The 25,469-nt window shown below is 47.4% G+C and carries 18 protein-coding genes and 1 pseudogene; 7 read left to right on the top strand and 12 right to left on the bottom strand.

All coding sequences use genetic code 11. The features are described from left to right. Window positions 1-38: 38 nt before the first annotated feature. Window positions 39-926 carry a transposase gene (locus tag ACJJIN_RS06275; RefSeq protein ID WP_444897339.1) on the top strand — a complete coding sequence of 296 codons (888 nt, stop codon included), beginning with the start codon at window positions 39-41 and terminating at the stop codon, window positions 924-926. A 446-nt stretch (window positions 927-1,372) separates the two neighbouring features. Here ACJJIN_RS06275 and ACJJIN_RS06270 read toward each other — a convergent pair whose 3' ends face one another. The 3 genes from ACJJIN_RS06270 to ACJJIN_RS06260 form a co-directional block, all read right to left on the bottom strand. Continuing rightward, window positions 1,373-2,053, bottom strand: a complete 681-nt coding sequence (locus ACJJIN_RS06270; RefSeq protein WP_444897338.1) for a hypothetical protein — start codon at window positions 2,051-2,053, stop codon at window positions 1,373-1,375. A gap of 439 nt (window positions 2,054-2,492) precedes the next feature. Then, window positions 2,493-2,888, bottom strand: a complete 396-nt coding sequence (locus tag ACJJIN_RS06265) for a hypothetical protein (protein ID WP_444897337.1) — start codon at window positions 2,886-2,888, stop codon at window positions 2,493-2,495. After that, complete coding sequence (locus ACJJIN_RS06260; protein WP_444897336.1) at window positions 2,885-11,923, bottom strand: polymorphic toxin-type HINT domain-containing protein; 9,039 nt, start codon at window positions 11,921-11,923, stop codon at window positions 2,885-2,887. The genes ACJJIN_RS06265 and ACJJIN_RS06260 overlap by 4 nt, the downstream gene beginning before the upstream one ends. 969 nt (window positions 11,924-12,892) lie before the next feature. Here ACJJIN_RS06260 and ACJJIN_RS06255 point away from each other — a divergent pair. Beyond that, a complete protein-coding gene (locus tag ACJJIN_RS06255) occupies window positions 12,893-13,261 on the top strand; it encodes a putative quinol monooxygenase (RefSeq protein WP_108733199.1) in 369 nt (122 codons plus the stop codon). A 120-nt stretch (window positions 13,262-13,381) separates the two neighbouring features. Here ACJJIN_RS06255 and ACJJIN_RS06250 read toward each other — a convergent pair whose 3' ends face one another. Beyond that, window positions 13,382-14,056 (bottom strand): hypothetical protein, encoded by a 675-nt coding sequence (locus tag ACJJIN_RS06250; RefSeq protein ID WP_444897335.1) that lies wholly within the window; start codon window positions 14,054-14,056, stop codon window positions 13,382-13,384. 345 nt (window positions 14,057-14,401) lie between these two features. Here ACJJIN_RS06250 and ACJJIN_RS06245 point away from each other — a divergent pair, with 345 nt between their 5' ends. The 4 genes from ACJJIN_RS06245 to ACJJIN_RS06230 all read left to right on the top strand — a co-directional run bounded on the left by ACJJIN_RS06245 (window position 14,402) and on the right by ACJJIN_RS06230 (window position 17,262). Next, entirely contained in the window at window positions 14,402-14,812 is a 411-nt protein-coding gene (locus ACJJIN_RS06245; RefSeq protein ID WP_444897334.1) for a thioredoxin family protein, read from the top strand. Beyond that, window positions 14,805-15,506 (top strand): cytochrome c biogenesis CcdA family protein, encoded by a 702-nt coding sequence (locus tag ACJJIN_RS06240; RefSeq protein ID WP_444897333.1) that lies wholly within the window; start codon window positions 14,805-14,807, stop codon window positions 15,504-15,506. The genes ACJJIN_RS06245 and ACJJIN_RS06240 overlap by 8 nt, the downstream gene beginning before the upstream one ends. 129 nt (window positions 15,507-15,635) lie before the next feature. After that, entirely contained in the window at window positions 15,636-16,580 is a 945-nt protein-coding gene (locus ACJJIN_RS06235) for an SMP-30/gluconolactonase/LRE family protein (protein WP_444897332.1), read from the top strand. Between the two features lie 112 nt (window positions 16,581-16,692). After that, window positions 16,693-17,262 carry a carboxymuconolactone decarboxylase family protein gene (locus ACJJIN_RS06230; RefSeq protein WP_444897331.1) on the top strand — a complete coding sequence of 190 codons (570 nt, stop codon included), beginning with the start codon at window positions 16,693-16,695 and terminating at the stop codon, window positions 17,260-17,262. Between the two features lie 252 nt (window positions 17,263-17,514). On the opposite strand, the gene ACJJIN_RS06225 is transcribed toward ACJJIN_RS06230, so the two are convergent. The 4 genes and pseudogenes from ACJJIN_RS06225 to ACJJIN_RS06210 all read right to left on the bottom strand — a co-directional run bounded on the left by ACJJIN_RS06225 (window position 17,515) and on the right by ACJJIN_RS06210 (window position 19,712). Beyond that, complete coding sequence (locus ACJJIN_RS06225) at window positions 17,515-18,039, bottom strand: hypothetical protein (protein ID WP_444897330.1); 525 nt, start codon at window positions 18,037-18,039, stop codon at window positions 17,515-17,517. Window positions 18,040-18,045: 6 nt separating this feature from the next. Further along, window positions 18,046-19,096, bottom strand: a pseudogene (locus tag ACJJIN_RS06220) (PepSY-associated TM helix domain-containing protein). Between the two features lie 21 nt (window positions 19,097-19,117). After that, window positions 19,118-19,390 carry a hypothetical protein gene (locus ACJJIN_RS06215; RefSeq protein ID WP_108733205.1) on the bottom strand — a complete coding sequence of 91 codons (273 nt, stop codon included), beginning with the start codon at window positions 19,388-19,390 and terminating at the stop codon, window positions 19,118-19,120. Window positions 19,391-19,394: 4 nt separating this feature from the next. After that, the gene (locus ACJJIN_RS06210; protein ID WP_444897329.1) at window positions 19,395-19,712 is read right to left on the bottom strand and encodes a hypothetical protein; all 318 of its coding nucleotides are present in this window, start codon (window positions 19,710-19,712) and stop codon (window positions 19,395-19,397) included. A gap of 246 nt (window positions 19,713-19,958) precedes the next feature. On the opposite strand from ACJJIN_RS06210, the gene ACJJIN_RS06205 reads away from it, so the two are divergent. Next, a complete protein-coding gene (locus ACJJIN_RS06205; RefSeq protein ID WP_444897328.1) occupies window positions 19,959-20,483 on the top strand; it encodes a hypothetical protein in 525 nt (174 codons plus the stop codon). Between the two features lie 102 nt (window positions 20,484-20,585). Here ACJJIN_RS06205 and ACJJIN_RS06200 read toward each other — a convergent pair whose 3' ends face one another. From ACJJIN_RS06200 to hypD, 4 genes are all read right to left on the bottom strand, one after another. Then, a complete protein-coding gene (locus tag ACJJIN_RS06200) occupies window positions 20,586-21,212 on the bottom strand; it encodes a LysE family translocator (protein ID WP_444897327.1) in 627 nt (208 codons plus the stop codon). Window positions 21,213-21,341: 129 nt separating this feature from the next. Further along, window positions 21,342-23,153, bottom strand: a complete 1,812-nt coding sequence (locus tag ACJJIN_RS06195; protein ID WP_444897326.1) for a hypothetical protein — start codon at window positions 23,151-23,153, stop codon at window positions 21,342-21,344. 176 nt (window positions 23,154-23,329) lie between these two features. Next, window positions 23,330-24,367, bottom strand: a complete 1,038-nt coding sequence (gene hypE, locus ACJJIN_RS06190) for a hydrogenase expression/formation protein HypE (RefSeq protein WP_444897325.1) — start codon at window positions 24,365-24,367, stop codon at window positions 23,330-23,332. Then, window positions 24,333-25,460, bottom strand: a complete 1,128-nt coding sequence (gene hypD, locus ACJJIN_RS06185; RefSeq protein ID WP_444897324.1) for a hydrogenase formation protein HypD — start codon at window positions 25,458-25,460, stop codon at window positions 24,333-24,335. Before hypD ends, hypE begins: the two co-directional genes overlap by 35 nt. Window positions 25,461-25,469: the final 9 nt, after the last annotated feature.

The raw sequence follows: 25,469 nt of genomic DNA, 5'->3' as shown, positions 1-25,469 counted from the left end.
CCCGCTGCGTACGAAGGGCGTTTCTGTGTGGGAGAGATGTGAAATCTGGTAATGACTATGAGCATCGCCGCGAGTGGATTGAATCCAGAATGCATAATCTGGCCTCGATCTTTGCCCTTGATATCGCCGCCTATGCAGTTATGAGTAACCACTACCATATCGTACTTTATATCGACAAAGAGAAAGCGCTGAATTGGCCGGATACCGAGGTCATTCTACGCTGGCAGAAACTGTTCAAAGCTTCCAATTTGGCCCGTCGCTACCTTCAAGGAGACATTCTCGATCACTGTGAGATGAGAAAACTAAAGGAAGTCGTCGCTCTATGGCGAGATCGCTTGATGGATCTTAGCTGGTTTATGCGCTGTTTGAACGAGTCTATCGCCCGTAAGGCCAATGCCGAAGATAATTGTACAGGCCATTTTTGGGAAGGTCGTTTCAAGTCCCAGGCTTTATTAGATGAAAGAGCTCTTGCTGCCTGTATGGCCTATGTCGACCTCAACCCTATCCGTGCCAATATGGCAAAAACACCAGAAGACTCTAATCATACCTCGATCCAGCAACGCATTCGTTCAGCAATCTCAGGTGAGCAGCCCAAAGACTTACTACCGTTTGCCGGCAATGAGCGCCTGAATATACCTAAAGGGCTTCCCTTTCAGTTGGATCACTATTTAGAACTTGTGGACTGGAGTGGTCGACATCTAGACCCCAGAAAACGAGGTTATATTGCTGAAAGTACGCCACCTATCCTCAAACGACTAGGCATCTCACCAAAACACTGGCTATACCTCAACAGAAACTTTGAAAGTCGATTTAAAGGTTTGGTGGGATCAGTGGAGACAGTACAGCAAGCCTGTATCCAGCTCAATAAACGCTGGGTGCACGGTATAGGCGACTGTCGGCGCTTCCTTTCTAGAGCATCCTGCTAATTACCATCCAATCTATCGATACTTCTCCTTCCGGCTTGCATCCAAACCACGATTTTCCAATCCCAAGTATATTTTTTCAGGCTTTCACTGCGCCTTAACACTGAACTAGAAAGAAATAGTCGCTAGAGCTGATACTAACCACACGGCTCGCATCTTTATCTAATCTTTGGGTGTCCTGATTTGTTTTTATTCAAATGAGCCTTATTCGATCTACCATTATCAGTTGTTCCCAATTCCCCGTTACTCTCAATTATGTGCTCTCTTCCTTTGGGTCCACGAACAACAAAGCGTCCATCGTCCTGAATAAATATATCGGAATCTCTCGTATTCTGTAGATCCGAATGAGCTTGCAATGTACGCCGACCTTGAGAGGATCTCAGCTTGGCATGATCAGACTTCGTGAGCTTTGTTTTCTTTGTAACATCCTTTTTCTTTGGAGCATTAAATTAGCTAAAAGCTGAAACGCTGACTCCGACGCTTAATACATGATTAAATTCCTGTTCATTGACAATATGCTTCCATCCGTCTTCAGGTAACTTGCTTTCCACTTGCTTACTTACTCGACTCAAAGCAAACTGGTTACCAATAGAAACTACCATAGTACACATATTTGAATCTCGCACCGTAACCGTAGCTATGCCACCAATCGATACAATTTCAGTTATATAACCCTCCAACAGACCCTGATTCAACACACTTTCTTCAATCACCTCCATTCCGTTTCTTTTGTTCAATAAATCAGCCAAGGGTTTTGCCAAATCATTAGGTGGATAGTCTATGTCACTAGGCAAAAAGAATAAGGCACTATCAACACCAAAGAGACTACGTTTTAGTATTTGAGCTAGTAAATCAATATTTTCCGTTTTAATTTGAGCGATATCTGAGTACAGCGGATTTCCTTTTTCATCTAGTGAGTCGTGCTTAGATACAACATCGCCATTAGAAATCGACCAATGCCCAAAGGATCTCTTCCGCTCTAGAATTTTAGGGCTTCCAGTACCTCCAGAAAATGCAAGCCAGAAGAACCCCACAAAAGAATTAAAAGTTGTAATAATAGAACCAAGGAAATGAGATAAATCGCTTTCTTTTTCTGCACAAAACCATAAAGCCGAATAATCATCACTCAATTCTAGGTCTAATGACGATTTTAATGCTTTACAACCCTTATCAAGATACGTCGTAACCATAATTTTAGTAACTTATATGATTGGTGGATTGGCTATGATAATGAGGTAACTCGAATTCATTCTTATCCTCGAACACATGGCCATTGCTATGATGTTGAATTTCGACAGGCTTCCCATTCACATCTCTAGTTTTTATCACTTCACTAGACTCTCCATTGGGCCCTTTCAAATTAGGGTTCTTCCCATGAACTTTCTGCCGAGTGAAGTTATTTGCTTGAGAAGTTGGAACATTATTCTCTCTGAAAGCTTGCCTCCGGGCAGCTCGCTCACTAGGAGCCGTTGCATCATCGGCGTTCTGAGCCCTTCTCTCTGTAACATCGGATCATAACCGAATCGTAGACGTAAAAAAGCCCGCAAGAGCGGGCTATATTTGAATCAATCAGTTACCTTGAGCTGAAACCTCTATATCTTCACACTGTATTTTGAGGCTAATCCAATCGCCACCTTTAACTTCCGAATCACCCGACTCAATCATTATTAGGCAATCTTGGGATAAACGAAGATAAGCCATGCCATCCTCTTCAACAGATTCAATCTCACCACTTATAAGTGTAGAGTTATCCTCAAGGGAAATTGAATATCTCCCTTCGCTTTCATTGTTGCTACTTTTTACCTGACCTATAGACTTCTCAATGTCAATTTCAACATCGTACTCATAGTTTTTAACCGGCTTATTAGCACCAACCCACGTTGCAATGCCATCCCCTACATCTGAACCAAAATTGACAACTGTATTACCATCGACGGTTTCAAAACTGATTATTTTAATTTTCACTGAGGAATCCTCTGCAATACATTTTCCACTTTATCGTCATGCCAGGTTTCTTGATGATAATGAAGTTTATTTGGCTTGCTATTCATTTCATGGTCGCCAAACCTGATGCTTCTCTCGCCATCTGCCGACCAAATACGATCGGGGTCTGGCAGTCCATCTCTAGGATCTATATTTGTTTGCTTATCACCTAAGAAATTGTCCCATTCATTGGTCGCGTTCTTTTGTTTAACCGCCTTACCGCTTTTGGTTTCCACTTCAGGGCGATCATACTCTCTACTCTTTGTAACACCTGCATCTCCATTTTCGGCAATCGTTACCGATTTTGGTTCTGCTCCCCCTCTCGAAGGGTCACATACATTATGAACCCAATACTGACCCTCTCCAACAGAATAAGTATGAAATTCATCGACTTCAAAGTTATACGCATATTGTTTTTCTGAAATTACTCGAATACCAACAAGCTGCGCAGTCTCCCCCTCAAGCGTTTCTATCAAGTCCCCTTCTTTAAGAGACTCTGCTGGCGTCCAATCACCATCGAACACCATAAATGGATGTTCGGCAGTAGTAATAACAACTTCAATCTCTCCATCTAAATTTTGTATGCTAAGTTCAATTACTTCATCATGCAGGTCTTTAAATAGATGCTTTACTGGCTTCTGCGCAAGCTCTTCTCCACCTTCATCACGAGATTCAACAAGCTGACCAACCTCAACATCTTCAATTGGAGTTAGTCCAGCGGGTGTAGAGACTAGCGTTCCCGCCACAAAACTACATCCACCAGTGTTTTCTTTACTTACCTCTTTTTGAGATCCAATGTCGGAAGCTTGCTGATTACCATTCCTATTGGAAACAGAGTCATTACCGTTTGACGACTGAGATCCTCTACTACCGTTCCGACCTTTTTTACCACTTTCGGGACGGTTCTCTATCGCCCTTTCCGCAGCAACTGCTGCTGCAGTCGTAACACTAACTCCAGCAGCCACTTCTCTGATAAAAGTCTTTCCACTTTCAACAACAGCCTCTGCACTCCTAGCACTTCCCTCAACCACAGAACCATTACAAATACGACAGGCTAACTCTGCGGCAATTACCATTTCAGCATTTTCTGGTGAGACAATGCCAAAGGCCTTCGCAAGACCAATACCAGCACCGTAAGCACGATCCCCCGGGGCATATCCACTGGGATCAGTTCCTGCTAGCGGATTATTGAGGATGTAACTGTATGGGTTAAGTGCTTGTGAATCACCAGGATGAACAATAATCGGATCTACGCTGAGGAATCTACCAAGATTGTAATCGTAGGCCCGTCCATTCATATGGATCAGTTCGACATCATCCAGATGCTCATGATCGGTAAAGCCCCGGGAGGTGAACTGGCTGTCGAGGATGCTCGGCAGCTTGTCTGTGATATTACCCAGTCGAGGCTTGCCGAACGGGTCGAAGCTGTGCGTTTCTTTGAGATTGCCTCGGTGGTCGCCAATGGCGACAGTTGATCCGAGGCGATCCCGATGGGTAAAGCCTATAGCACCAGTGGTAACACTTGCGGTTTCCGTCGTAGTGATGACCGCAATATCGCCGATAAAGTAGCGGTATTGGGTTTCACCCCCTCCTGTAATCTTTTCGAACAGCTTGTCGATATACAAGGTGGTCTTACCACTGGTTTGGTTCACCTGCTTGTAGCGCATCTGGTCAGCGCCGTAGTAGAAGGCTAGGTTGGCGCCGTTGCGCTTGATGCGGGTGGGTTTATTAAAGGCGTTGTACCAGATCTGCTGCGTACCGTTTTCATGGGTGCGGTTGCCGTTCTTATCGTAGCCGTAAGTCTTGGTGCCTCCATTAATCAGGCTTACGCTCTTCACCGCGTTGGGGCCACCGTTGCTGCCGCCGGTGTAGCTGTATCTACTGGCGAAGTCATCTTTCTTCAGCAGGTTTCCGATGGCATCGTAGTCGTAGTCGATACCAGGGCCATCGGTGCGGGTGCTGTAGTCGAGGCGGTTGAGTGCATCGTAGTAGTGGTTCTCTACGTTTAATGCCAGGGATTCTGAAGGTATTTGCACCACTCGTTCAGACAGGTTACCGAAGTTGTCGTAGCTGTAGGCAATGCCCTGGTGGTTCTGCACCAGGCTGTCAAAGGTGGTACCGGCCATCTGCCCGGTTTCTGCATGGAATTCCCGGCCGATGGTGTAATTGCCGGCGGCGACATTGGCAAACTCCCATTCGCCCCAGGCATCCATCTGAGTGATTTCCCGATAGGTGTAATCACTGGCGGCATTGCTGGTGCGGAATTGATAGCCGGTGCTGTTGTAGTTGTATTGGAGGGTGAGCCCGGTGGGATAGCTGAGCCCTTTTAGTCGGCCGTAGTTGCTGTCGAAATGACTTTGCGTAACAAAGTCTTCGCCGTCGATGGCGGTAGTGACTTTATAAGGGCGGCTCAGGGCATCGTAGCTGTAGCTGCGTGTATAGCTGGCATCGCTGCGGCTCTCCTGTGCCGGCAGGCCCTTGCCGTAGGTGGCAGTGTCGTAGATCCAGCTGGCCTCTTCGGTCCCATTCACACTGCGACTGTCCATACGGCCGAGGCGGTCGTAGGTGTAGCTGGTGATATCCAGGTTGCCGTCTATCTCGGTCTCCACTTCGCCAAAGCCGGTATAGGTAAACGACTTGGAACCCATATTGGGATCATCTACCCATTCCTTCTGGCCCAGAGCGTTGTACTTGGCGGTGATGCGATTGCCGCTGGCATCCTGTAGTACGATGGGATTACCGGCACCGTCGTAGGCATAGCGGGTGGTGCCACTTAAGGCATCGACAGTTTCAGTGAGCTGTTGCAGGCCGCTGTAGGTGCGGCTCATGGTGCGGCCGTTCACCAGGATATCGGTAGTAAATCCACTGTCCTGTTCGTGGGTGTAGATTACATCCAGTTGTTGGCCATTGGTCTGATTCACCGTCTTGTGCAGGGCGCGACCGAAGGTGTCGTAATCCAGGTAGCGGGTACCGTAACTGGTGCCGCTGCTGGCATAGTGCGGCACCGATTCGAAAGTGGTCTGCCCCAGGGCGTTATAGGTGACGTTACTCGCTATCCAGTCGCTGCTGTCGAAGGCCTGCAACTCGGTGCGGATCACGCGGCCGAGCTGATCGTGGTAACTAACCTGCTCTGGCGCACCAGCTTGCTGTTGAATGGTAATAAACACCGCGCCGGGCGCACGATCACAGCTGGAATCACACCACCGCTGCGCGGTGTATCTGTCCGGTGCGGCCTTGAGGCCAAGAGCGGAGGGCGCAGTCAGCCCAGTGGGATGGCCAAAGGCATCGTAACTGTAGCGGGTGGTTAAACCATTGGCGTCGGTGACCGAGTCCGGCTGGCCGAACTTGGCGCTGGTCTCAGTAGTAACCTTATGACCCAGCACGTTTTTTATGGTCTTGGGGAAGTAGTGATCGGGGCTAAACGCAGTGGTCTCCACAATTCGGGTCTTCGCCTCCCCTTCTGCGGAAGTGGTGACTTTGGTGGCGTGGCCGTAACTGTTATAAACCGTATCCACCTGGGTCCACTTGCCACTTGAGGGCGTGGTTTTTACCCGCTTAGGTTTTCGAGTATTGCTATCCCACGATAAGTAATCCACGACCACAGACTGCTGTACATCCGTATTTGCCGCAATAGAAACCCCTTTGCGGTTTTGGATGGATTTTTTGGTAACGGTTTGCTGTTCTGGTTTATTTAACCACCAATTCGCTTCGTCTGCGGGCGCAAAATCTGTGTCCGACGTAGAGACAACGATATGGGAGCTGTTGGCCTCTTCATAGCGGCTTTCCGCCACCAATACATTGCCCCAGCGATCAATAGTGGTATTTTGGCTCTGCGTATATAAATGCGTACGGCTATTGCCGGAGCGCTTTAGGGTGCGATGAAGGGTGCTCTGCTTTTTCGGTCCGACAAAATAGGGATCGTTAGCGGAGATGTTCCACGAATCCGTGAGTGCATCCACCACCACAGGGGAGCCGTGGCCGCCTTTGGGCCAGAACTGCCAGGTAAAGTTCGACTCCTTGAAAGCCTTGACACTACTGCTATCAGAGGTGCGATCTCCCAGCGCCCACTGTCGCTGTTTATATAGTTTACCGGCCAGTGGAAATATTTGGTGGAAATCAGACTGGGTCTCAATTCCTGCGGCTAGGTCTTCCTCAATAATGGTGTGGAAGCCTTGAAAACCACGGCCCACACTGCTGTAGACTGCCCCTTTATATCGGTACTGAAGTGCATTCATCTCACCCACGCCATTGGTGCGGCGATGCTCTGCAACCACATACATACTGGAAGCAAACTCAAAATGTTCATTCTGAGTTGCTTGAGCCACAAGATCCAGGTAGGCGCCGCGCTCGTAAAACGGTTTGGCGTTACTATGGAAGCGTGTATCACCTGATGACAGTGGCCGGTATGTCCATTCATCGCGCACACCGAGCCCATTTTCTACGGCACTCAGTAGATCAATAGGCTGGTAGTTTTCATTTCCTGTCGCGGCTCCGGGATTGTAGTTAATGTAAACGCCTTCGGGTTTACCAGTGAGTGCACTGCCGGCTTTTGGGGCATTCATTTTACAGTTGGCGTTTTTGCATCCGTAACTGAAGACCAGATCCTGCAATCCCTTGCCAAAGGTATCAATGACTTCAAAGTTTTTCGTACCAGCAATCAAGTTGGTTGGACGATATTCCGCTGTAATATCGCCATTCTCATCTTCATTGAAATGCAGGGCCTTGTATTTATAGATATTGGTGTTATACGAGCCGGGTATGGTAGTTAAATATTCTCTGGTACCCCTAACTTGATGATAGTAGCCATATAAGTCACTGCCGCAGCGCCACTCGGTATCGCCTTTGTGGTAAACAATGCTACAGCCCTCAACCTCAATAGAGCCGGGCATGAGTAGTTCGCTTTTACCATCGCCATCGACATCCATTGCGAAGATACTACTTTCAAAAAGTGCTTGTTTAACTGTTTCGTCTCTATCGTTTACGATATCTCCATTTATGTAATAGTCACGAGTCGCTATCGATACACCAAGGTTAATCGGGGCTGAGAAATTCCCATTGGCTTTATTGACGCGTAAATAAAGGGTGGAGCTATTTCCCATCCAACCAACCCAATCTGGAAGGCCATCTCCATTTACATCAACGAAAGTAGAGAATGGGATACGTTCCAATGAGCTTGGTTTTCCATATTCAAATCCAACGGATTCAAACTCGATAGCGCCACTATATGCTTGTTTGGTTAGTAGTAGCATGCTGGGCCACAGCCTGTCACCTACCGAGTATTTAGTAAGGATTGCAAAATCGGGCAGTCCGTTGCCATCCATATCACCCATTGGCGAAATTGAGGAACGGGTATCGCACTCACCAAAACCATCAGGGTTCGTGCATCCATAGCCGACGGTTTGATAGGTATATAGAAGTTTCGCATCGGCTTGTCGATAAGGCGTTGCCGTATTTTGCGTGTGGAAGTAAAGATAAATTTCGGGGTTGCGGTTATTGTAGCGGAATACGGTTATATCCGGCCAACCATCGCCGTTATAGTCGGCGACTTTCAATAGCGAGTCTCTCTGATAGCCACCTGCGCCGGGCTCAGGCGCATCCAATGGGATATTGGTGCCTATCCAGTTGCTCCCTGTGCTCGTATTGTTGGTATAGCCAATTTGCAAATATCCACCTTGCACTTTCCAGCTATCAGTCTTGCCATCAACATTAAAGTCTCCTTCCACACAGTGCGTGCTGAAGGTTCGAGTTACCGAGTAACAGGTCATCAGGTCAAAATTGTTTGGAGTACTATTGCCTTCGGCATCCACAAATAGTCCCGGCCAGTCCCTGACACCGTCACCATTTCGATCCCCATGGGGTGCATGTCGTTGAAGGCTGTCTACCGGACCGGGGTGTATTTCATTACCGTTGCTGTCAGTTAGTAGCCGAACCGAGTAATCGATCGGGTTTTCTAGCCATTCAAAAGTTGTGGGCTCGCGGCAAATACTACTCAGCAGATCAAATGCACATTCAGAAATCGAGCGCAATAGGGAGCGTCCACTGGTTGCACTGTAATTGCCATATTGCAATGTATATTCACGTATCAGTGTTCCGTCGTAGCGCACTTCGATTTCTGACAGGCGTTTGTTCTGAATGGTTTTTCCGTAACGCGTATACAGCGAGCTGCGGTCACTGCGATCCGTGTAGTTAAAAGTAACCTGTCGATTGCCGCGATTACTGTTGTCACCAGTATAATAAATATTCCGTAGTACTACTCCGCTATCTAATGAATATTCATACTCATATTCAATGACATTATTCCCTGAATCTTTTTCCAGGCGCTGTAGATACCATTTACCGCCCTCGCGAGCAAAGTACTCTCGTGCCCCGCTCGGGTGGTATGCAATAAAATCATCAGTGCCCTCTATGATTTTAATGAAGCTATCTTGCTCTGTTCGGTACTCTGCACCTGGGGCCCCATAATTTCCACTTATTAAGCGCAATCGTTCGCCGTTGTAGCAAAGTTTGGAGTGGTCGCGGATGTACTGGGTTCCATCTTGTGCGTAAGTAGATTGGCATTTAGCAATTACTGAGCCAGCGGAGATATTCCACCCTACTCCAGCGATACCATTACCTGCACGGCTGGAGTAATTCAGGGAAACTGCGGGAGTGACTTTATTCCGTCCTGGTGGGAGAGTGATGGGGATAGAGTAGTTGCCAGCGCCACCACTGACGCTGCCCGAACCTGCGAGCACGCCATGGAAATTACTATTCTCAGGGGAGATTCCGTTGTAACTGGCATCGGGAATTGTCCCGCCCTGGAATGCCCACTTAAATAGGTCGATTTCAACTTTAACTATTGAAGATTGGTTACTACAGCGATCAGAATTACAGGCTAAAACCTTGTACTCCCAGGTTCCATCTTCATCAAAATCAAGGGACTTCTCTGTACTTGGGCCCCGGTAGATTTCTCGCCATTGGCCATCGGGAACCCTCTCGAAAAGTACAAAGTCATAAGTGAAGGCGTGGGAGATATCATCCCACTTGAGAGTAACGTTACCGTAGCCATCCGGGCCCGATTTTATATGAAAATCAGCCGGGGTAGCCGGTTTAGGTTTGCGGATGTAAACAGAATGAGAGGAAGAACGATTGCAATGTTCCGGGTCAGTATCGACGGCACAGGCACTAATAGAGTGGCTATAGCTACTTCCATGGGAGCCAGTGAATGTATATGAACTGGCAGTTTTAGCCAGAATCGTTTCTTCACCGTCCCTCTCAATAATATAGAAGTCAACCGGTTCTGGAGGCGCTGTCCAAGTTAAGGTATAGCTGGTGCTATCACTAGTTGGTGGGTTGTTTGTAAAATTTTTAGGGGCTGAGGGGATAGGCCATGGTCTTACAATTACAGTGAGCTCATCTGAAAGAGCACAGGCGTCAATGTTGCAGGCTTGTACCTGATAGGTATGGGTTGTATCTCCTGGTCCCATATTGTCAGGTTGATCATACTGGTTTTGACCAGTCTGTCGATCAAAAATATCCTGTGTTTGACCATCCTCCAACAATTCGGCACTCACCACTTCCTGGCTGTCCACCTGCCATGCAATAGTATATTGACCATAATAGCCGCTATTGTATGTACTTTGCTCTGGAGCCTGTGTCACCACTACCGATAAAGTGGGGGGAGGATATTTAACAAATATACAGGCAGGATCGGAAAAATCGCCAGCGCTGTCTACATTTGTGGCACGAACTTTAAAGCAATTTTGCCCCCTTTCCAGGTTGCCCAGTGTTTTTTTCAGGGATGCAGTATCTTGAATGGGGCTCCAGTCTGCATTTGGGGTTTTCTGAAGCAATTCATAGCTATCCACTGTCCCTGAAGCTTCACTCCACTGTATGTCAAAGACGCTTGTCGTCAATGGGTTGCTATTGGAAAAGGTCGGCGAATCCATATCACCGGGCTTACAGTGTGGCTTTCTGATTGGATCGGAATAAGTGAAGGAACTCCAGTCACTGTAATAGCCGTTTAGATAATATCTGGCTCTGATGGCGTACTTATAATCCCTACCTGGCGCCAAGCCATCTCTGTCGTACTTTGTGGCAGTGACTGCGCTTGCCAATGTACTCCAGCTACTCCAACTACCATCGTCTGATTTAACGGACTGACGTATCTGGTAGCGGTTACCTCCAGATGCCGCCCCCCAGTTGACATCAAAGTTTGAGCTACAACTCAAGCTTGTCGGGGAAAAGCTGATACTACCGGGCTTACCGGGTTTTCGTACAACCGTCACTTTCTTTTCACTTGTATAACTCGAGCAGCCAAAGTTGTTACAAGCTCTAACTTGGAATCCCCACTTACCGCTACCCAAGTTACCGATCGACATGCTTACATCGTCTGCTGAAGAAACAAAATCTTTAGGTGAGCCCCAGCCGTTCCCGTTAATTCGCTTGCGATATTGATATTTGGTCACAGGTTGAGGCGGGCTGGACCATTTGAGGGTGACGTCACCATTTTTGCTACTCGCTGGCGCAGACATGTCACTTGGAGTGTAGGGGATAACATCTACCTCAACGGTATGGGATCCCAAAGTGTGATGCTCAAAACGTGTGCTACATCCCTGAGGAGTAACTGAATTTGTCGTTGAGCTCTCAGGAACTTCTGAACCTGGCGCGACTATAAATGGAACACCACCTCCATCACAGTATGCCACTTCTATATTCCAAACTACTTCATAGCGGTAAGAACCACCCGAAGAGACAGAGACATTCAAGGTCTTGGAAGTTGTACTCTTAAGCCTCCGGGTATAGTTATCATTCTTGAACTCATAGATATGGGATACTCCGTGTACGGTCCAACCTGGAGTGTTATAGAATCTATCAGGATAAAAACTAATAGTGTAGGTCCCGTCATAATCGCTGTCTGGACCCTTTACTCCACCAGTTCCAGCCCATATAACGGTTGAATATAGAAACCCGAAAATTAATGTAGTGAAAAGCCAAACATTACGGGTGTCCCAGTTTGATCCCTGTAGAAACAACATAACCTTAAAAGTCCAATCTTTTATCAGCAATTCCATTTGGCCGGGAAATTATCATAATTTTTACTGGTTTCTCAACGAATAAATGGGTATGTGAAAATATTCAAACTTTGGTATTAATGATTTATACATGCTTGGGAGGTTGGGCAACAAAAGTATGCTGATTCTTGGTTTTTATGGTCTCTCTTAAATAATTTTTAAGGTGCTGGAGCCTTCTTCACACTGTTCCCAAAAGAAGGGATGCTTCATCGGCTTTTATTTTCCAATTACTAGGAGGCTGTAGATGGGGGGTTAAATTTATTTCTTTCACTCAAATATATTTAAATAATAGATTTTTATAAAATAGCCTGGAGATCTAACGAGGCAGGTCTTTATCGGCTAGTTGTGAACGTGCGCGTGCATACAATCTATTTTAAAGCCTAATTGGTATTGATTGGTAGCCTTGCAATATTAGGTCAAAATATGTTGAGCCAAATATAATAGATTCATAGTTGCTCCGCAGTGCGTGCTGGAGCTTTGGGAAGATAAGATTAAAATACGGGTTAGGTGGCAAAAAGGTAATCCTAACGGTTACGGACTCTCTTCTTGTCAATATTGGGTTTAACTTTACCCATCGTATTTTCTGTCCATCAATTTAATGTGGTCAAAATAAGTGTACACTACACTACACTACCCTACCCGCTCAGGGTGAACTTCTCTCCTAAATCGAAAGGGACGTGAAATCCACAAAGTTATCAGCGAAAACATCATATGGACTCAGCTTATAATAGTGATGCCACCAAATTGACTAGCGGGTACTGACCCTAGGCTCTCTTTTAGTTACTAGTTTTGAATTGGTCCATCCTGCCTGCGGCATGTAATTCTTCTGAAACCATCTACAATTCAACACACCAGCTAAGCGCCCTGAGTGATACTTCAGAACTCTTCCGGTGTTATTTGGTTAACGATACTTTCGGTAATGAGGTAGCAAGCATGTTTAACAACGTAGGTTGGATTATCGAGGGAAAGATAAGAAAGGGACATGAAGCGGAGTTCAAAGCTGTTGTGAATGAGATGGTCGCAGCAACTAAGAAAGAAGGTGGAACCCTGAACTACCAGTACTACGTAACCGATGATGGAAACGTGCTTATCTATGAGCATTTCAAGGATTCCAAGTCCGCTCATAAGCATATTGACTCGTGGGACAACTTTGCCGATCGCTGGATAGCAGCTGCTGAACCGACTCGCTTAGTCCACCTGGGAGATATGCCACAAGATCTTCGGGAGCGTCACTCAGGCCTGCAATCAACTCTATACCACCCTTACGCTGGATTTGAACGTTCAGGCGGTAAGGCTCACTAACCTTCAAGGGAAGACAGTAAAGGTGTAATACTTTCACCAGTTGAGTTGATAACTACATATTTCAAGACAGCTGGTGAAGGTTGAGTAACTTTTCATTTAGAAAAAGTTACTCCAGCAGTTTCATGGAATCCCATATTTCTCAGCCAATCGATCGATTTCTGCTTGTGATCTGGAATTATCTGGACACTTCGCACCAAACCATGGGTTTAGATCACTATCTGTATTTGTAGCAGGTAGCTCTTTAACATCAAAACAGCGGTCTCCAACTTGAACGAAGGTTCCTGTCGAGGTCTGGTATCTGTTTTCTGTAGGCTGATATCGACGGACTTTGTTGCGTTCCCTGGCTATTTTTCTCTCAAGAGCGGGATTGAATACAGTCGGTTGTCGCCCTGACCTTGGCGCAGTTGGGAAATCCTCGGAATGGGGCCTTGCCTCTAATGCTCCTTCCAATTTGGGTGGTGGCTCTTCTGTTTTGGCTGGCTTCACCTTATTCAAACGATCAGGTATTGGCGGGCTAGTAACGGTTACTGCATCTGTCGGAGCGGTATCCTGCTCTGATACTACGCTCGGTTCTTCAGCAGTTGGCGGAGACGTAGAAGGCAGAGGAGTAAATGGGGCCAGTAAATTGACTTCTAGCGACGTGTTGGTCCTAGGAGTTGGACCTGGAGCGATTGATACTGGAACAACTATCAGTGCTATATGGGTTCCAATAGCAATAAGTACTGAGACTGCAAAGCGCCAATTTTTGGTGGTTTTGATGTTGGAGAGTGAAGGTGTCGTCGTATTAAAATCCATCTACTTCGTAGACCATATCTCAATAGACCTGGCCAAAATCCTTTTCCGAAAAACTCTGTGATTAGTGCGATAACAGGTAGGACTCCCACAGATCTTATAAGTTCTTTGGAGGCTCCAACTTCACCTGGTTGTTACTTTATGACAGTGAGGCCATCACCCTTCTCCATCTCGATGCCTAGCCTTCTTCGCTCCTGAATACACAGAGAGTCGGCCTAGGAGTTCCTAGTCGAACAAATCCTCGTAGCCTTACTGTAAGAATTTGCACTCCAGTACGACCAAGATGGGTATCTAAACAGACTGTCTTCAAATTGGGGCTTATACCCTGCCACTAAGGATATGGATTGTATGAAATTTATCCGCTTAGCTCTTCGCACCTTGATCGCCGCTACATTAGTTTTTTCTATGCCATTCGCTCTAGCATCAGAGCCATTTTCCGAAGAACGATTCAAGGAGTTACAAGCCGCCAAACGACCCATTTTGATCGATGTGAGAGCAGATTGGTGCCCAACCTGTAAAAAGCAGGGCGAGATTCTGGCGCAGTTTCAGAGGGACAATGCCCAGTGTGGCCTTACGATCCTGAATGTGGATTTCGACTCCCAGAAAAAGTGGGTTAAGCACTTCCGCGCTCCTCGGCAATCAACGCTACTACTGTTTAATGGGGAGCAACAAGTGTGGTTCAGTGTTGCCGAAACTCGTGCCGATGTAATTCAGCAGAATATCTTCGATTCAGTTAAGGCTTGCACTGACAATGCTTGAGCTTAGCGCCATCCCCCTGGCTTTGATCGCGGGTACTCTCAGTATTCTCTCCCCCTGCGTTTGGCCGTTGGTGCCAATGGTTGTCGGGGCTTCTAATAGTGCCGGGCGCAGGGGGCCGTACGCGTTGGCGATTGGGCTGAGCTTGTCATTTGCATTGGCAGGTACGGTGCTGAGCTTTCTATTGGTCTCCTTAGGATTAGACCCAGAACTCTTCCGCTATATTGCCGCGATAATGTTAGTGGCGGTTGCACTCGTCTTGTTGATCAAACCACTTTCCGATTGGCTGACCTTGCGCTTATCAAAAATCACCGCAGGGGCGAGCATTACCGGTGATGGAGCTTGGGCTGGGCAGTTTGGTATTGGCTTCCTTACCGGAATCATCTGGCTGCCATGTGTTGGCCCTACCCTGGGTGCCGCTATAGCACTGGCTTCCATGGGCCAACAATTGGCGCAGTCATTTATGGTGATGTTTGCTTTCGGACTAGGTACCGGTACAGCGCTTTTAGTGGCTGGGGGGCTATCGAGGCAGATTTATACTCGACTGTCACCATCAGCTGGGGCTTTCGCAATTGGAGGCAAAACATTACTAGGTCTTATACTATTACTACTCGGGGTACTGGTCTTGAGTGGGCTTGATAAAGTAATGGAAGCCTGGGCTTTGAATTGGATTCCCGAGTGGACTTTCAGTTTTTGATGGTCTTTTAGTGGTAAGCCAAGCCATATTGGTTTTTACGGGCCGGGTATTCTTATTCGGCCTTCTTAACTTGGAATCACAAAATTAGCCTTACGACTCATTAGGTACTCGCTCCCTTCATCGGCGTGAATGCGCACTTTTCATATTGGAGGATTTACGGTGGTAGAAATCGAGTGTCTATGGGAGTGCAATGATGGATTGGGCGAGACACCGATTTGGTCAGCGGAAGACAAGTCTATTTATTGGGCTGATCACGTTAACCCCGAACCTGACCCCGCTGATGCCCGGCCTCCATCCATAAGAAGTTTCAATATCGAAACAGGCGAACGCAAGACCTGGGAGATGCCTGAACAAATAGGCTCCTTTGGCTTCCGCCGTGGAGGCGGAATGATCGGAGGTGGATGCTCCGGTTTCTTTGCGATCGACTTGGAAAACAGACGTGTCGATACAATCGTTAATCCTGAACCCGGTATGCCTCACAGTCGTTTGAATGATGGCAAAGTGGACCGTTATGGGCGTTTCTGGTGCGGCAGTATGGATGTTCGTTTTAAAGACAAATCTTCCTATCTCTATTGTTTGGAGCCCGATCTAACCTACCGAAAGGCCGATAAGGATTTTCGCTTTGTTGTAGCCAACGGCATTGCTTTTGACCCTGAAGATACGCGAATGTACTTCGGGGATACCTTTGGACATATGGTTTACGTATTCGATCTGGATATCAGTGACGGCCGGATTAGCAACCGGCGCCCTTTCTTTTCCATAGAGGACCGACAACCAGGAATTGTCGACGGTGCAACGGTAGATACGGAAGGGTTTTACTGGTTTGCGTTGAATCTTGGAGGCAAAATCTTGCGAGTAGATCCCAAAGGAAGGCTTGATAGAGAGATCGATCTGCCGATTCGCAGCCCTACCTGCATCGCTTTTGGCGGTAATAATTATGAGACACTGTTTGTCACATCTCAGCAGTCATTCCTCACTAAAGAGGAACTGGCTCGACATCCTCAACCGGGCTGTATCTTAGCCGTTCACGGGCTTGGAGTTCATGGGCTTCCTGAGCCAAAGTTCGGCAGTTAACTAGCTCTTAATTGCAACTCTTCAAACAGGCATCCCGATTCTTGCGTTCTGTCGGGCTAGAATCTTTGTGTGTGATAAATCTGAATCGCCAATTGGACAAGAGAGGTGTCAGTTGCGTATCCCTGCCATCCCACCAGAAGAACTCAGCGAAGAACAGAAACCCCTTTACGAAGATATGAGTAATGAGATGAAGGGGTATTTCACAGGTTTCATCAAGAAGCGCAAGGATGGCGCTTTACTGGGGCCCTGGGCACCAGCACTGCAATATCCCAGGTTTGGAAAGCCCTGGTGGGACAATATCAAGGCTATTGCAGACAAACCCACGCTTCCTAAGACCGCTCGGGAGGTTGCGATTCTAATCACCGCAGCTCATTTTAAAGCGGGTTATGAGCTGTACTCCCATACGGTTATTGGTGAGAAAAGTGAGTTGGCAAGGAGCAAAATTGCCACTATCGCAGCGGGCCAGCGTCCGATAGACCTAACTTTTGAGGAAGCCGCTGCTTATGATGTCGCCGCATCACTTGCAGCTGGAGGCCGCCTGCCAAAGGCTACTTGGGAGATGGCCGTGAGTGCTTTCGGTAACGAGGGCGCCGCCGAACTGGTCTTTCTCGTGGCTGGCTATCATCAGGTCTCTGCCATTTTAAATGGTTTTGATATTTCCATACCTGGTGACGGGAGTTAAGGAAAATCTCGGTTCGGGAGGGGGCAAGAATGTTCTGGGTTTATCCAGCCCAACGACACACTCATCCCATATGTAAGTTGTGAAAAAAGTAGCGCCCTCTGAATGCTTGAAAGCAAATACCACTCTCTTCGAGAGTAATTGAGTGGAAGGTAAAGTGTGTAGTTGGGATGGGTTGCAGCGCCCTATTCCAGTGCTGTACAGATTCTATTGAGGTTACAAGATGGCATTCGCCATCTCGCAGGAAATAGCCCGTTATTGGGCGGCAACTGCTTGGGGCATATCTGCAGCCAGCTTTGACTGGGATACCTGCCTATAGATATATCTGCTCGAATAGAGGCAAATGACCCCCATTACCAGGGCACCCAGGTCAGTGAAGACCACTGGTAAGGTGATGGACTTCCAGGGGACTAGCAGACCATTCCCTGTTACCAGTGCATTCAGCAGCGGGATACCGCAAAGCAGCAGGCCTGCGCAAAGTGAGAGATCTGCTAATGCAGGTTTTATCTGGCGGCGTAACATCGCCCAGGCTATGGCTACTCCCCATACAGAGAGATACACCATTTCAATCCAGTGAAAGCGCTGATCGCCACCACCACCGGGAGGTAACAGCTTATTGGCATAGAAAGTGGCCGCGGTGGCGACAACCAAACCGGCACAAACCCCTACCGTGAGCAAACTGAGGAACCAGCCGGAACCCCGGGTATTAATATCACCAGAGGGGAGCTTTTGCCTCTGTGCCTTGCGAACCTGCCAGATAACGGTGCCCGTTACCATCATCAAACACTATGCCAATCCCAACACAAAGTACAGGGCTTTCATCAGGAAGCCACCGTAGAGTGCGTAGTGAAGTGGAGTCAGTGAAAAATACACCCGCATGAACGGACCTGAGTCCTGCACGGGGTTATTGATGTTAACTACTTCGCCATCTTCACTGCGGTATTTGACATCAACAAAGCGCACCAGCGCCTCGTTTGTTTGGCCCGCGACTTGGACAACCTGATTGCGATCCCCGTAGGCCTCCACATAAATGGCTTTGGGTTTCGCATTAGGCACTTGGTCCTGGTAGCGCAGCAGCATTTGGTTATAGCTATTGGACAGCAAAGGCTCGCCAGTTATCTCAGGATATTCCCCCACTACCGAGGCGACTGCAGCTTCCACATTACCTTCAAAAGCAGAAAATGCAGCAACCTGGATCATAATGCCATTCAGGCCAAGTATTGCGCCAGTAAAAGCAATCACTATATGGAACGGTAGCGGCCAGACCCCTAATACTTTGTGCAGGTCTGTCCATTTGAGCCGCCTGCTGCGATCCACTCGGAATTTAAACATCTCTAAAGATTTTCTTGTGAATGATGATGCCACTTAATATCGAGAGCAGCATCACCAAGCCCATCAGTCCAACCAGGTAACGTCCAAAAGGCCTGGGAAACAGTAGATCAGTGTGCATATACGTCAATAGCTCAGCGAAATCAGAGCCGCTGGGCGGCAGCACTTCACCGGTACTGGGGTTTATATGGCGTACCTCGGTTTCCTCGCTTTCAGCATCAGTCCAGAGCACTTCCAGCATAGGATGGTAGTAGTCTGGCATTGAGATCATAAAAAAGCTGTCCTCACCGATATTTGCCTCGGCGAGCACCGGAGCGACCAGTTGATCTACATCCACAGGCGCTTCAGCATCGAAGGCAATACGATGCTCGGGGCGTTCCCATTGGGTCAGCTCGTGGCCAAATAGTGCGACCACGCCGGAAAAGGAAATTACGAATAGCAGGATAGAAAATAACACCCCAATCCAGGAGTGAATTTCGTAAAAAAGGATATTGCTACGCTGTTGCATTTAAGTTGGCTAGACCGAAAATTATAAAAAAGAAAGAGCGCTTAGTCCGAGCATGACCAGCAACAGGGATAATAGGTATGCCGCTGCGCGCCAAGTGGAGGCGGCGAGTAACCCCATACTCATATACCCGACCCATAAAAGTGTCGATAACATAGATCCCGCTGCCATCCGTTCTGTTGGCTCGGCGGACGGCCAGTAAATCGACAACATCACCGTGCTGGAAAACATCAAGATAATGCTCAGCACAATGGTCAGGGCGACCTGTTGCCAACTGATTTTTATTGAAGCAGCCATAGAGTTATCCGATAGTCAGAAGAACCTGCTCTAATACCAACAAGCCCACTACTGACAGTGGAAAATGGCGAAGCAGCCAATTAGGTTTGATTGGGGCGAGCAGTGCTTGTAATAAAGCGCAGAACATCGCGACACAAAGCCAGATGGGTATCCCTACCTCCCAACCATATAGGAATCCATAAGGAATTGAACTCACCGGAAGCACCCACCAGGCAATTCTTTGTAAGCGCTTAAAACTACTGAGCTGTAGATCTTTATGTCTGGTTACAAAAATAAGTAGTACAGCCAAATAAGTAAGTAGGAAAGCCACCAGGTTAGACATTGAAGTTTTCCAGCCTTCTTTGCTTAGAGGTCGCGGATTTTTTGAACATTGCGCTTATTCTTTACAGAAATGGAGTTTCGTAGTTGCAAATATTGCCTTCAATACTGGGAAGATTTGTATTTAGCGATCTACCGGGTTTAAATTCAAGTTACAAATAATAATCATTATCAGTTGCAGTCTATCTTAAGATATATGTTTATTCAATTGGCTTGAAAATGAGACAGACTGGAAGCTTGTAAGGAAGAGGTGCTAAGTTTTTTTACCTTTCTTCCATATCTTATCGTTCTTACCGTGTGGATTATTGACTTCGAAGCCAGTGGCTTATCCAAGCAGAGTTACCCTATAGAAGTTGGCCTCTGCTCTGAAACAGTGGAATACCAAGCGCTAATAAAACCAGTGCCACACTGGTCTTATTGGTCCGATGGTGCTGAATCAATACATAACATTTCCCGGTCAAAGCTGGAATCCGAGGGTATAGATCCAGCTACAGTGGCTTATAGCCTAAACAGGATTCTTTCAGGTCAGGTTGTCTATTGCGATGCCCTGCACTGGGACAGTTTTTGGTGCAATGCCCTTTTTTCTGATACTGGTATTCATCAGGAGTTTGAACTAAGGGATATTCAGGAGCTAATAGGTGGCTCTGAAAATCACCTAAGAACATTCATTAATGAGCACGAAAAGCTGGAGGACTCTGACAAATTCACAGTTCATCGAGCGCTGGATGATGCAAAAATAATCTGGCAGGCACTAAAAGTAGCATTAGCAGGCTGATATGAGTGAGTAACTTTGGAGCTAAGTAAAACGGTCGTCCTCCTTAGACTAACTAACAGAGAGCTGTAATTGGGTCTATTACTTCTGCACCTTGTGTAGGCACTAACTTTTTGCCGCAATAAAAACTCCACTTCCTATAAGCAAAGCCCCAGAGCCGTATTTTAGAGCCGGGGTCTTTCCTGATAGACTGATTGTTGACCGTGCCTTGCAGGCAAGGTACGCATAACCGGCCATCACACTGCCTACGGCTAGCGTTGCAATTGCAAATATAATTGCAATGTCCAAAGAAGCAACACGAGTTAGATCGAGGAAGGCTGGAAAGAAGCTTACGTAGAAAAGAATAGCTTTCGGGTTACCCAGCGTGGTGACTAAGCCCAGTAGAAAACTTGAAAAGCTGCTATGGGAGTGGCTTGTTGCTATTTGGTTTTGGTCGACTTGTCTTTTCTTTGCTGAGAGAAAGATATTCACTCCCAGCCAGATAAGATAGGCTGCTCCAGCATATTTAATAACGATGAATAAGCTCCCCAAGGTTTCGGCTAGCGTTGCTAAGCCAAGCAGAGCTAACAAAATAAAGAAATAATCGCCTACAACAATTCCCACTACTGTAATTAACCCCTGGCGCAAGCCGAGTGTCACTGACCGGGAAACAACAGCTAATACTCCCGGCCCAGGTATCAGTGCTAGAACTAGCATTGAAATGAACAGAGCTAAGGATGTAGAGATTGTCATGAGGTACTCAGTGATTTTTAACTATTTTGAGTATTGATTCTATATGTTCAAATATTGAACGCAACCTAATTGGGTCTGTTCCCCAAAATGGGGAGCAGACCCAGCTAGTCAGATAGATATGGCGATGAATTAATCCTGTTGCATACCATCAACCCATTTCGGTTTCTTGGGGGCGATAGGAGCGAATCGATATAGCTCCCAACCGCCATCAGGGTTGAGATTAAATGGGTTCGCTGTTCCAAGCCACATGAAGGTTGGGTGATTAATCATCGTTCTAAAACCGAAGTTAGCTGAATTGCCCACACCGTTTATAGTTGCAGGAATAGCGCGCTGATTTGGCGAGAGAAATCGATAGAGCTTTGCGCCAGATGTTACCGGGTTGGATAGTGCGTTTTCCAGTAGCATAAGTAGTTCTGCTGGAAGTTCACCTGCGGGGTCAGTTCCACTCTCTATTAGAGCTGCAAATTGCTTACTGACATCTAGGGTACCCAGATACATATTGTCTCCAGTTACACCCAGGCGCCATGTGTATACATTAAATGGCCAACCCAATCCGGCTCTGCCTAGCTTTGGGGCCCCAGCCAGTGTCTGAGTATCCACAAACTCATTACTATCTGGGTCCCAAACCTGGACACTTTGATACCCATATAGGACATTAACCCTCGGTTTCTTCTTCCCTTTATCTCTCTTACTTTTTCTGGTGAATCGGTCACCACTGAACACAGTGGTTGCACGATGAGTTGCGATTATGGTTCCCAATTCACCAATAGGCGTATCCCAGGTTTCGCCATAGGCTTGAACATGGCTTCTGAAACCACCTAATGGAAAGTTAATCGTGCCCCAGTAGAGCTTTCCTTGCCATGATGTAATGTCTCCGCCCGCATAGGCCCGAGCACTGATGAGGTCTGGTTCGTACTCAGTGATGTTCCAGACCTCTTCCCACTCTTCAACATCACTGGGCTTAAAGCCTCCGGGAGGTATCCTGGGGCTCATTACAATTCCCGAATAGGCCAGAACTTCTCCTGTTTGAGTATTAACATTGGGCCAGGTGGAGGAAAATATACGCCCTCTATGTACAGTCAGGTTTGCAGGGGTGCTTTCCATGGTTCCCACTGCTTCAAACTTGAATGGATCATGCAGATCGCCCATCCAGCGAAGGACTTGGCCTGATCCACCCAGGTCTTCTTGTAATCGAACGCCTGTGTACAACACACCTTTGTAATTTAAAAACTTACGGATGTTTGAATACTCAGGGAATCTTTTCGATCCCAAGTACTGCCCGGTACTTGCCTGCCAAGCCATCATAATGATGCTGTTACCGCCGCCCTCGCCGGCTATACCTTCTTGGACACCGCCGGGTCCCGCAAGAAAAATAACATCGTCAGCGTAGCCTCCAGAGCGAAATCCCAATGTATCTTGCAGAAGTGGGTCATAGATGGGAGTTATTTCCGTGACTTCCAGTGTACAGGTGTCCATACGATAGGCGGTGGGTGCCCGCCAGTCGCCAAGATTTTTTAGGTTAGGATTTTCCTGTGCCAGGATTCCTTGATTAAACTCGCATACCCAACCCTGGTTTGGTGCGAAGATCGGGGTCAGAACTGCATCCGGTGCTGCCTGTGCGGTACAGGGAACATTGGCACCTGTTCCCCAATATAAAAACTTGGGTGATTCAGCCATCCCCCAGATCTGTGCACTGTTGCGTTTAGGTTCTCCCGCTGAACATACCCCGTCGACTAACTCTGGATAGGGTTCGCCTATACCGTTAAAACACTCGTCGACAGGCGCCTTAAATAGTTTGTCAAAACGGGGCTTAACCCGCTTGCACCTTTTGTCTGGATGACCGTAGGACCCAACTTCCGGTGCAGCCCATTGAGCGTTTGCAGAAATTGGAATTGTGGAAGTTAAAAGTAACGAAATTGCAAAGTACGCGGTGACTCTCATGAATATGCCCTGCCCTACTACTTACCGCTACTGCGGAACATTCAACGGTTAAAAGGCTTGTAGGTCTTATTAATCGCAGACCAAATGGGTCAGCAATATCCAAGACTAAATAGAGATTAGGATCTTGAAAGTGAGAGGAACTGATTAATTCTATGAATATTCTGCCAATAAAATCCTTAGCAAATTCTCGGTAGTTGTTCCCCTGGTAACCTTTGTAATAACCGATCGCATCCCAAGCTGTTCTTCAGAATGACTTGGGCGCAATTTCTTTCTTCAATTGTACCGATAAAACCACAGGCGCTTTCCGCTGCTGCTTCTTGAAGGATGGAAATTGCCTGCTTGGAGGCGCCTTCAGGGACAATAGCGACAAAACGTCCCTCGTTTGCAACATATAGTGGGTCGAGGCCCAAAATTTCACAAGCGCCCTGTACGGCATCGGATACTTGAATTTTGCTTTCTTCCAAAATGAAGGTTTTTCCGCAGCTCTCTGCTAGCTCCACCAGTGCAGTGGCTAGCCCACCTCGTGTGAGATCTCGCAGACAATGAACTTCAATTCCGGCATTCATCATTTGTGCAACGACACCATTCAGTGGCGCACAGTCGCTGAGGAGATCACTTTCAAACTCGAGTCCTTCGCGGCAGGCCATTACCGCCATTCCGTGGCGGCCAATATCGCCGGATAGAATGATAGAATCACCCTGACAAATGCGGTTGGGATCAATGGGTTGTTCTTTTATCAGGGTACCGATACCACTGGTATTGATATAGAGCCCATCCCCCTTCCCTTTCTCTACCACTTTGGTATCGCCGGTGACTAAGGTAATTCCTGTGTTCCGGGCAGCCTCAGCCATCGAGATCAGAACACGTTGGAGAGTATCCAGGGGCAACCCCTCTTCGAGAATCAAGCCGCAGCTTAAAAACTTGGGTTCCGCGCCGGCCATGGCCAAATCGTTGACGGTGCCATAAACGGCGAGCTCACCGATGTTTCCTCCGGGAAAGAAAAGCGGTGAGATTACAAAGGAGTCGGTGGTAAATACGAGCTGATCCGGTTTCCATGGAAGTGTTGCACTGTCATGGGCCTGGGATAGCCAGGGGTTAGAGAAGACAGGTTGAATATATTGATCGATCAAGCGTTGGGTCATCTCCCCACCGCTGCCATGGCCGAGGCGTACGACCTCGTCAGCGGTTGGTGGAATTGGACACTGCAGATTCATTCGATTCCACCTGGTTCTGGTATCGATAGTAGGCCGCGCAAGCGCCTTCAGTGGAAACCATTGGCGCCCCCAGCGGTTGCTGGGGTTGGCAGGTCTTAGCGAAGTGAGGGCAATCCCCGGGCTTCTTTAGCCCCAGCATAATATCCCCACTGATACAGCCCCTGTTTTCAGAAATGCTCAATGCTGGCAGATTGAATGTTTGTTCTGCATTAAATCCTGAGTAATCATCGCTCAATACCAGACCGCTAGCAGGAATCTCACCTATGCCGCGCCACTGTTGTGTTGCTACTTTAAAAACCTGTTTAATCAAGTCTTGGGCAACGGTATTACCTGTTTTAGTAACCGCGCGCTGATATTGGTTTTCTACTTCACTGCGACCACTCTCTAATTGACGGACACACCGGAGTACGCCTTCAAGAATATCCAGGGGTTCAAAGCCTGTGATCACTATTGGAATCTGGTGCTTTTTCACCAAGCTGCGGTATTGCCGATATCCGGTTATTGCACAAACGTGGCCGGCAGCTAGGAAACCTTGAATCCGGCAGTCTTCACGGGCACATATCGATTGAATCGCCGGTGTAACCAAAAACTGGGATATCAATGCGTAAAAGTTGTCGATTTGCTTTTGCTTGGCGAGGGACAGCGCCAGGGCATTGGCGGTAGCAGTCGTTTCAAAACCCACCGCAAAGAATACGACCTGCTTGGTGGGGTTCTGCTCTGCCACATTGAGCGCTTGCAGCGGCGAGTAGACAATACGGACATCGCCTCCGGCAGCTTTGACCTCTAGTAAATCTCGATCTGAACCGGGGACTCGCAACATATCGCCAAAGGAGCAGAAGATAACATTGGGCATTGCAGCAATCGCAATAGCTCTATCGATGATTTCCTGAGGTGTGACACAAACCGGGCAACCGGGTCCGTGTACTAATTGAATCTCCTCGGGCAGTAATTGCTGCAAGTTGTATTTTGCGATGGCATGGGTTTGCCCTCCACAGATCTCCATTAGAGTCCATGGGCGAGTAGTGACTTTCTGAATCTCTGCCGCAATTAGCTTGATGTTCTCGCCGTTGCGGTATTCCTTGAGGTATTTCATTACAGGCTG

Source organism: Microbulbifer maximicatervae (SeqCode), from assembly GCF_052467505.1.
Note: the sequence above shows the minus strand (reverse complement) of the source record. Positions and strands in the feature narration are given on the sequence as shown.

Bases quoted from the DNA above. Each gene is read 5' to 3' on its own strand.
- ACJJIN_RS06260 (WP_444897336.1), bottom strand. From the start codon at position 11,923: ATGTTGTTTCTACAGGGATCAAACTGGGACACCCGTAATGTTTGGCTT.
- ACJJIN_RS06255 (WP_108733199.1), top strand. From the start codon at position 12,893: ATGTTTAACAACGTAGGTTGGATTATCGAGGGAAAGATAAGAAAGGGA.
- ACJJIN_RS06250 (WP_444897335.1), bottom strand. From the start codon at position 14,056: ATGGATTTTAATACGACGACACCTTCACTCTCCAACATCAAAACCACC.
- ACJJIN_RS06245 (WP_444897334.1), top strand. From the start codon at position 14,402: ATGAAATTTATCCGCTTAGCTCTTCGCACCTTGATCGCCGCTACATTA.
- ACJJIN_RS06240 (WP_444897333.1), top strand. From the start codon at position 14,805: ATGCTTGAGCTTAGCGCCATCCCCCTGGCTTTGATCGCGGGTACTCTC.
- ACJJIN_RS06235 (WP_444897332.1), top strand. From the start codon at position 15,636: ATGCGCACTTTTCATATTGGAGGATTTACGGTGGTAGAAATCGAGTGT.
- ACJJIN_RS06225 (WP_444897330.1), bottom strand. From the start codon at position 18,039: ATGATGGTAACGGGCACCGTTATCTGGCAGGTTCGCAAGGCACAGAGG.
- ACJJIN_RS06215 (WP_108733205.1), bottom strand. From the start codon at position 19,390: ATGGCTGCTTCAATAAAAATCAGTTGGCAACAGGTCGCCCTGACCATT.
- ACJJIN_RS06210 (WP_444897329.1), bottom strand. From the start codon at position 19,712: ATGTCTAACCTGGTGGCTTTCCTACTTACTTATTTGGCTGTACTACTT.
- ACJJIN_RS06200 (WP_444897327.1), bottom strand. From the start codon at position 21,212: ATGACAATCTCTACATCCTTAGCTCTGTTCATTTCAATGCTAGTTCTA.
- ACJJIN_RS06195 (WP_444897326.1), bottom strand. From the start codon at position 23,153: ATGAGAGTCACCGCGTACTTTGCAATTTCGTTACTTTTAACTTCCACA.
- hypE (WP_444897325.1), bottom strand. From the start codon at position 24,367: ATGAATCTGCAGTGTCCAATTCCACCAACCGCTGACGAGGTCGTACGC.
- hypD (WP_444897324.1), bottom strand. From the start codon at position 25,460: ATGAAATACCTCAAGGAATACCGCAACGGCGAGAACATCAAGCTAATT.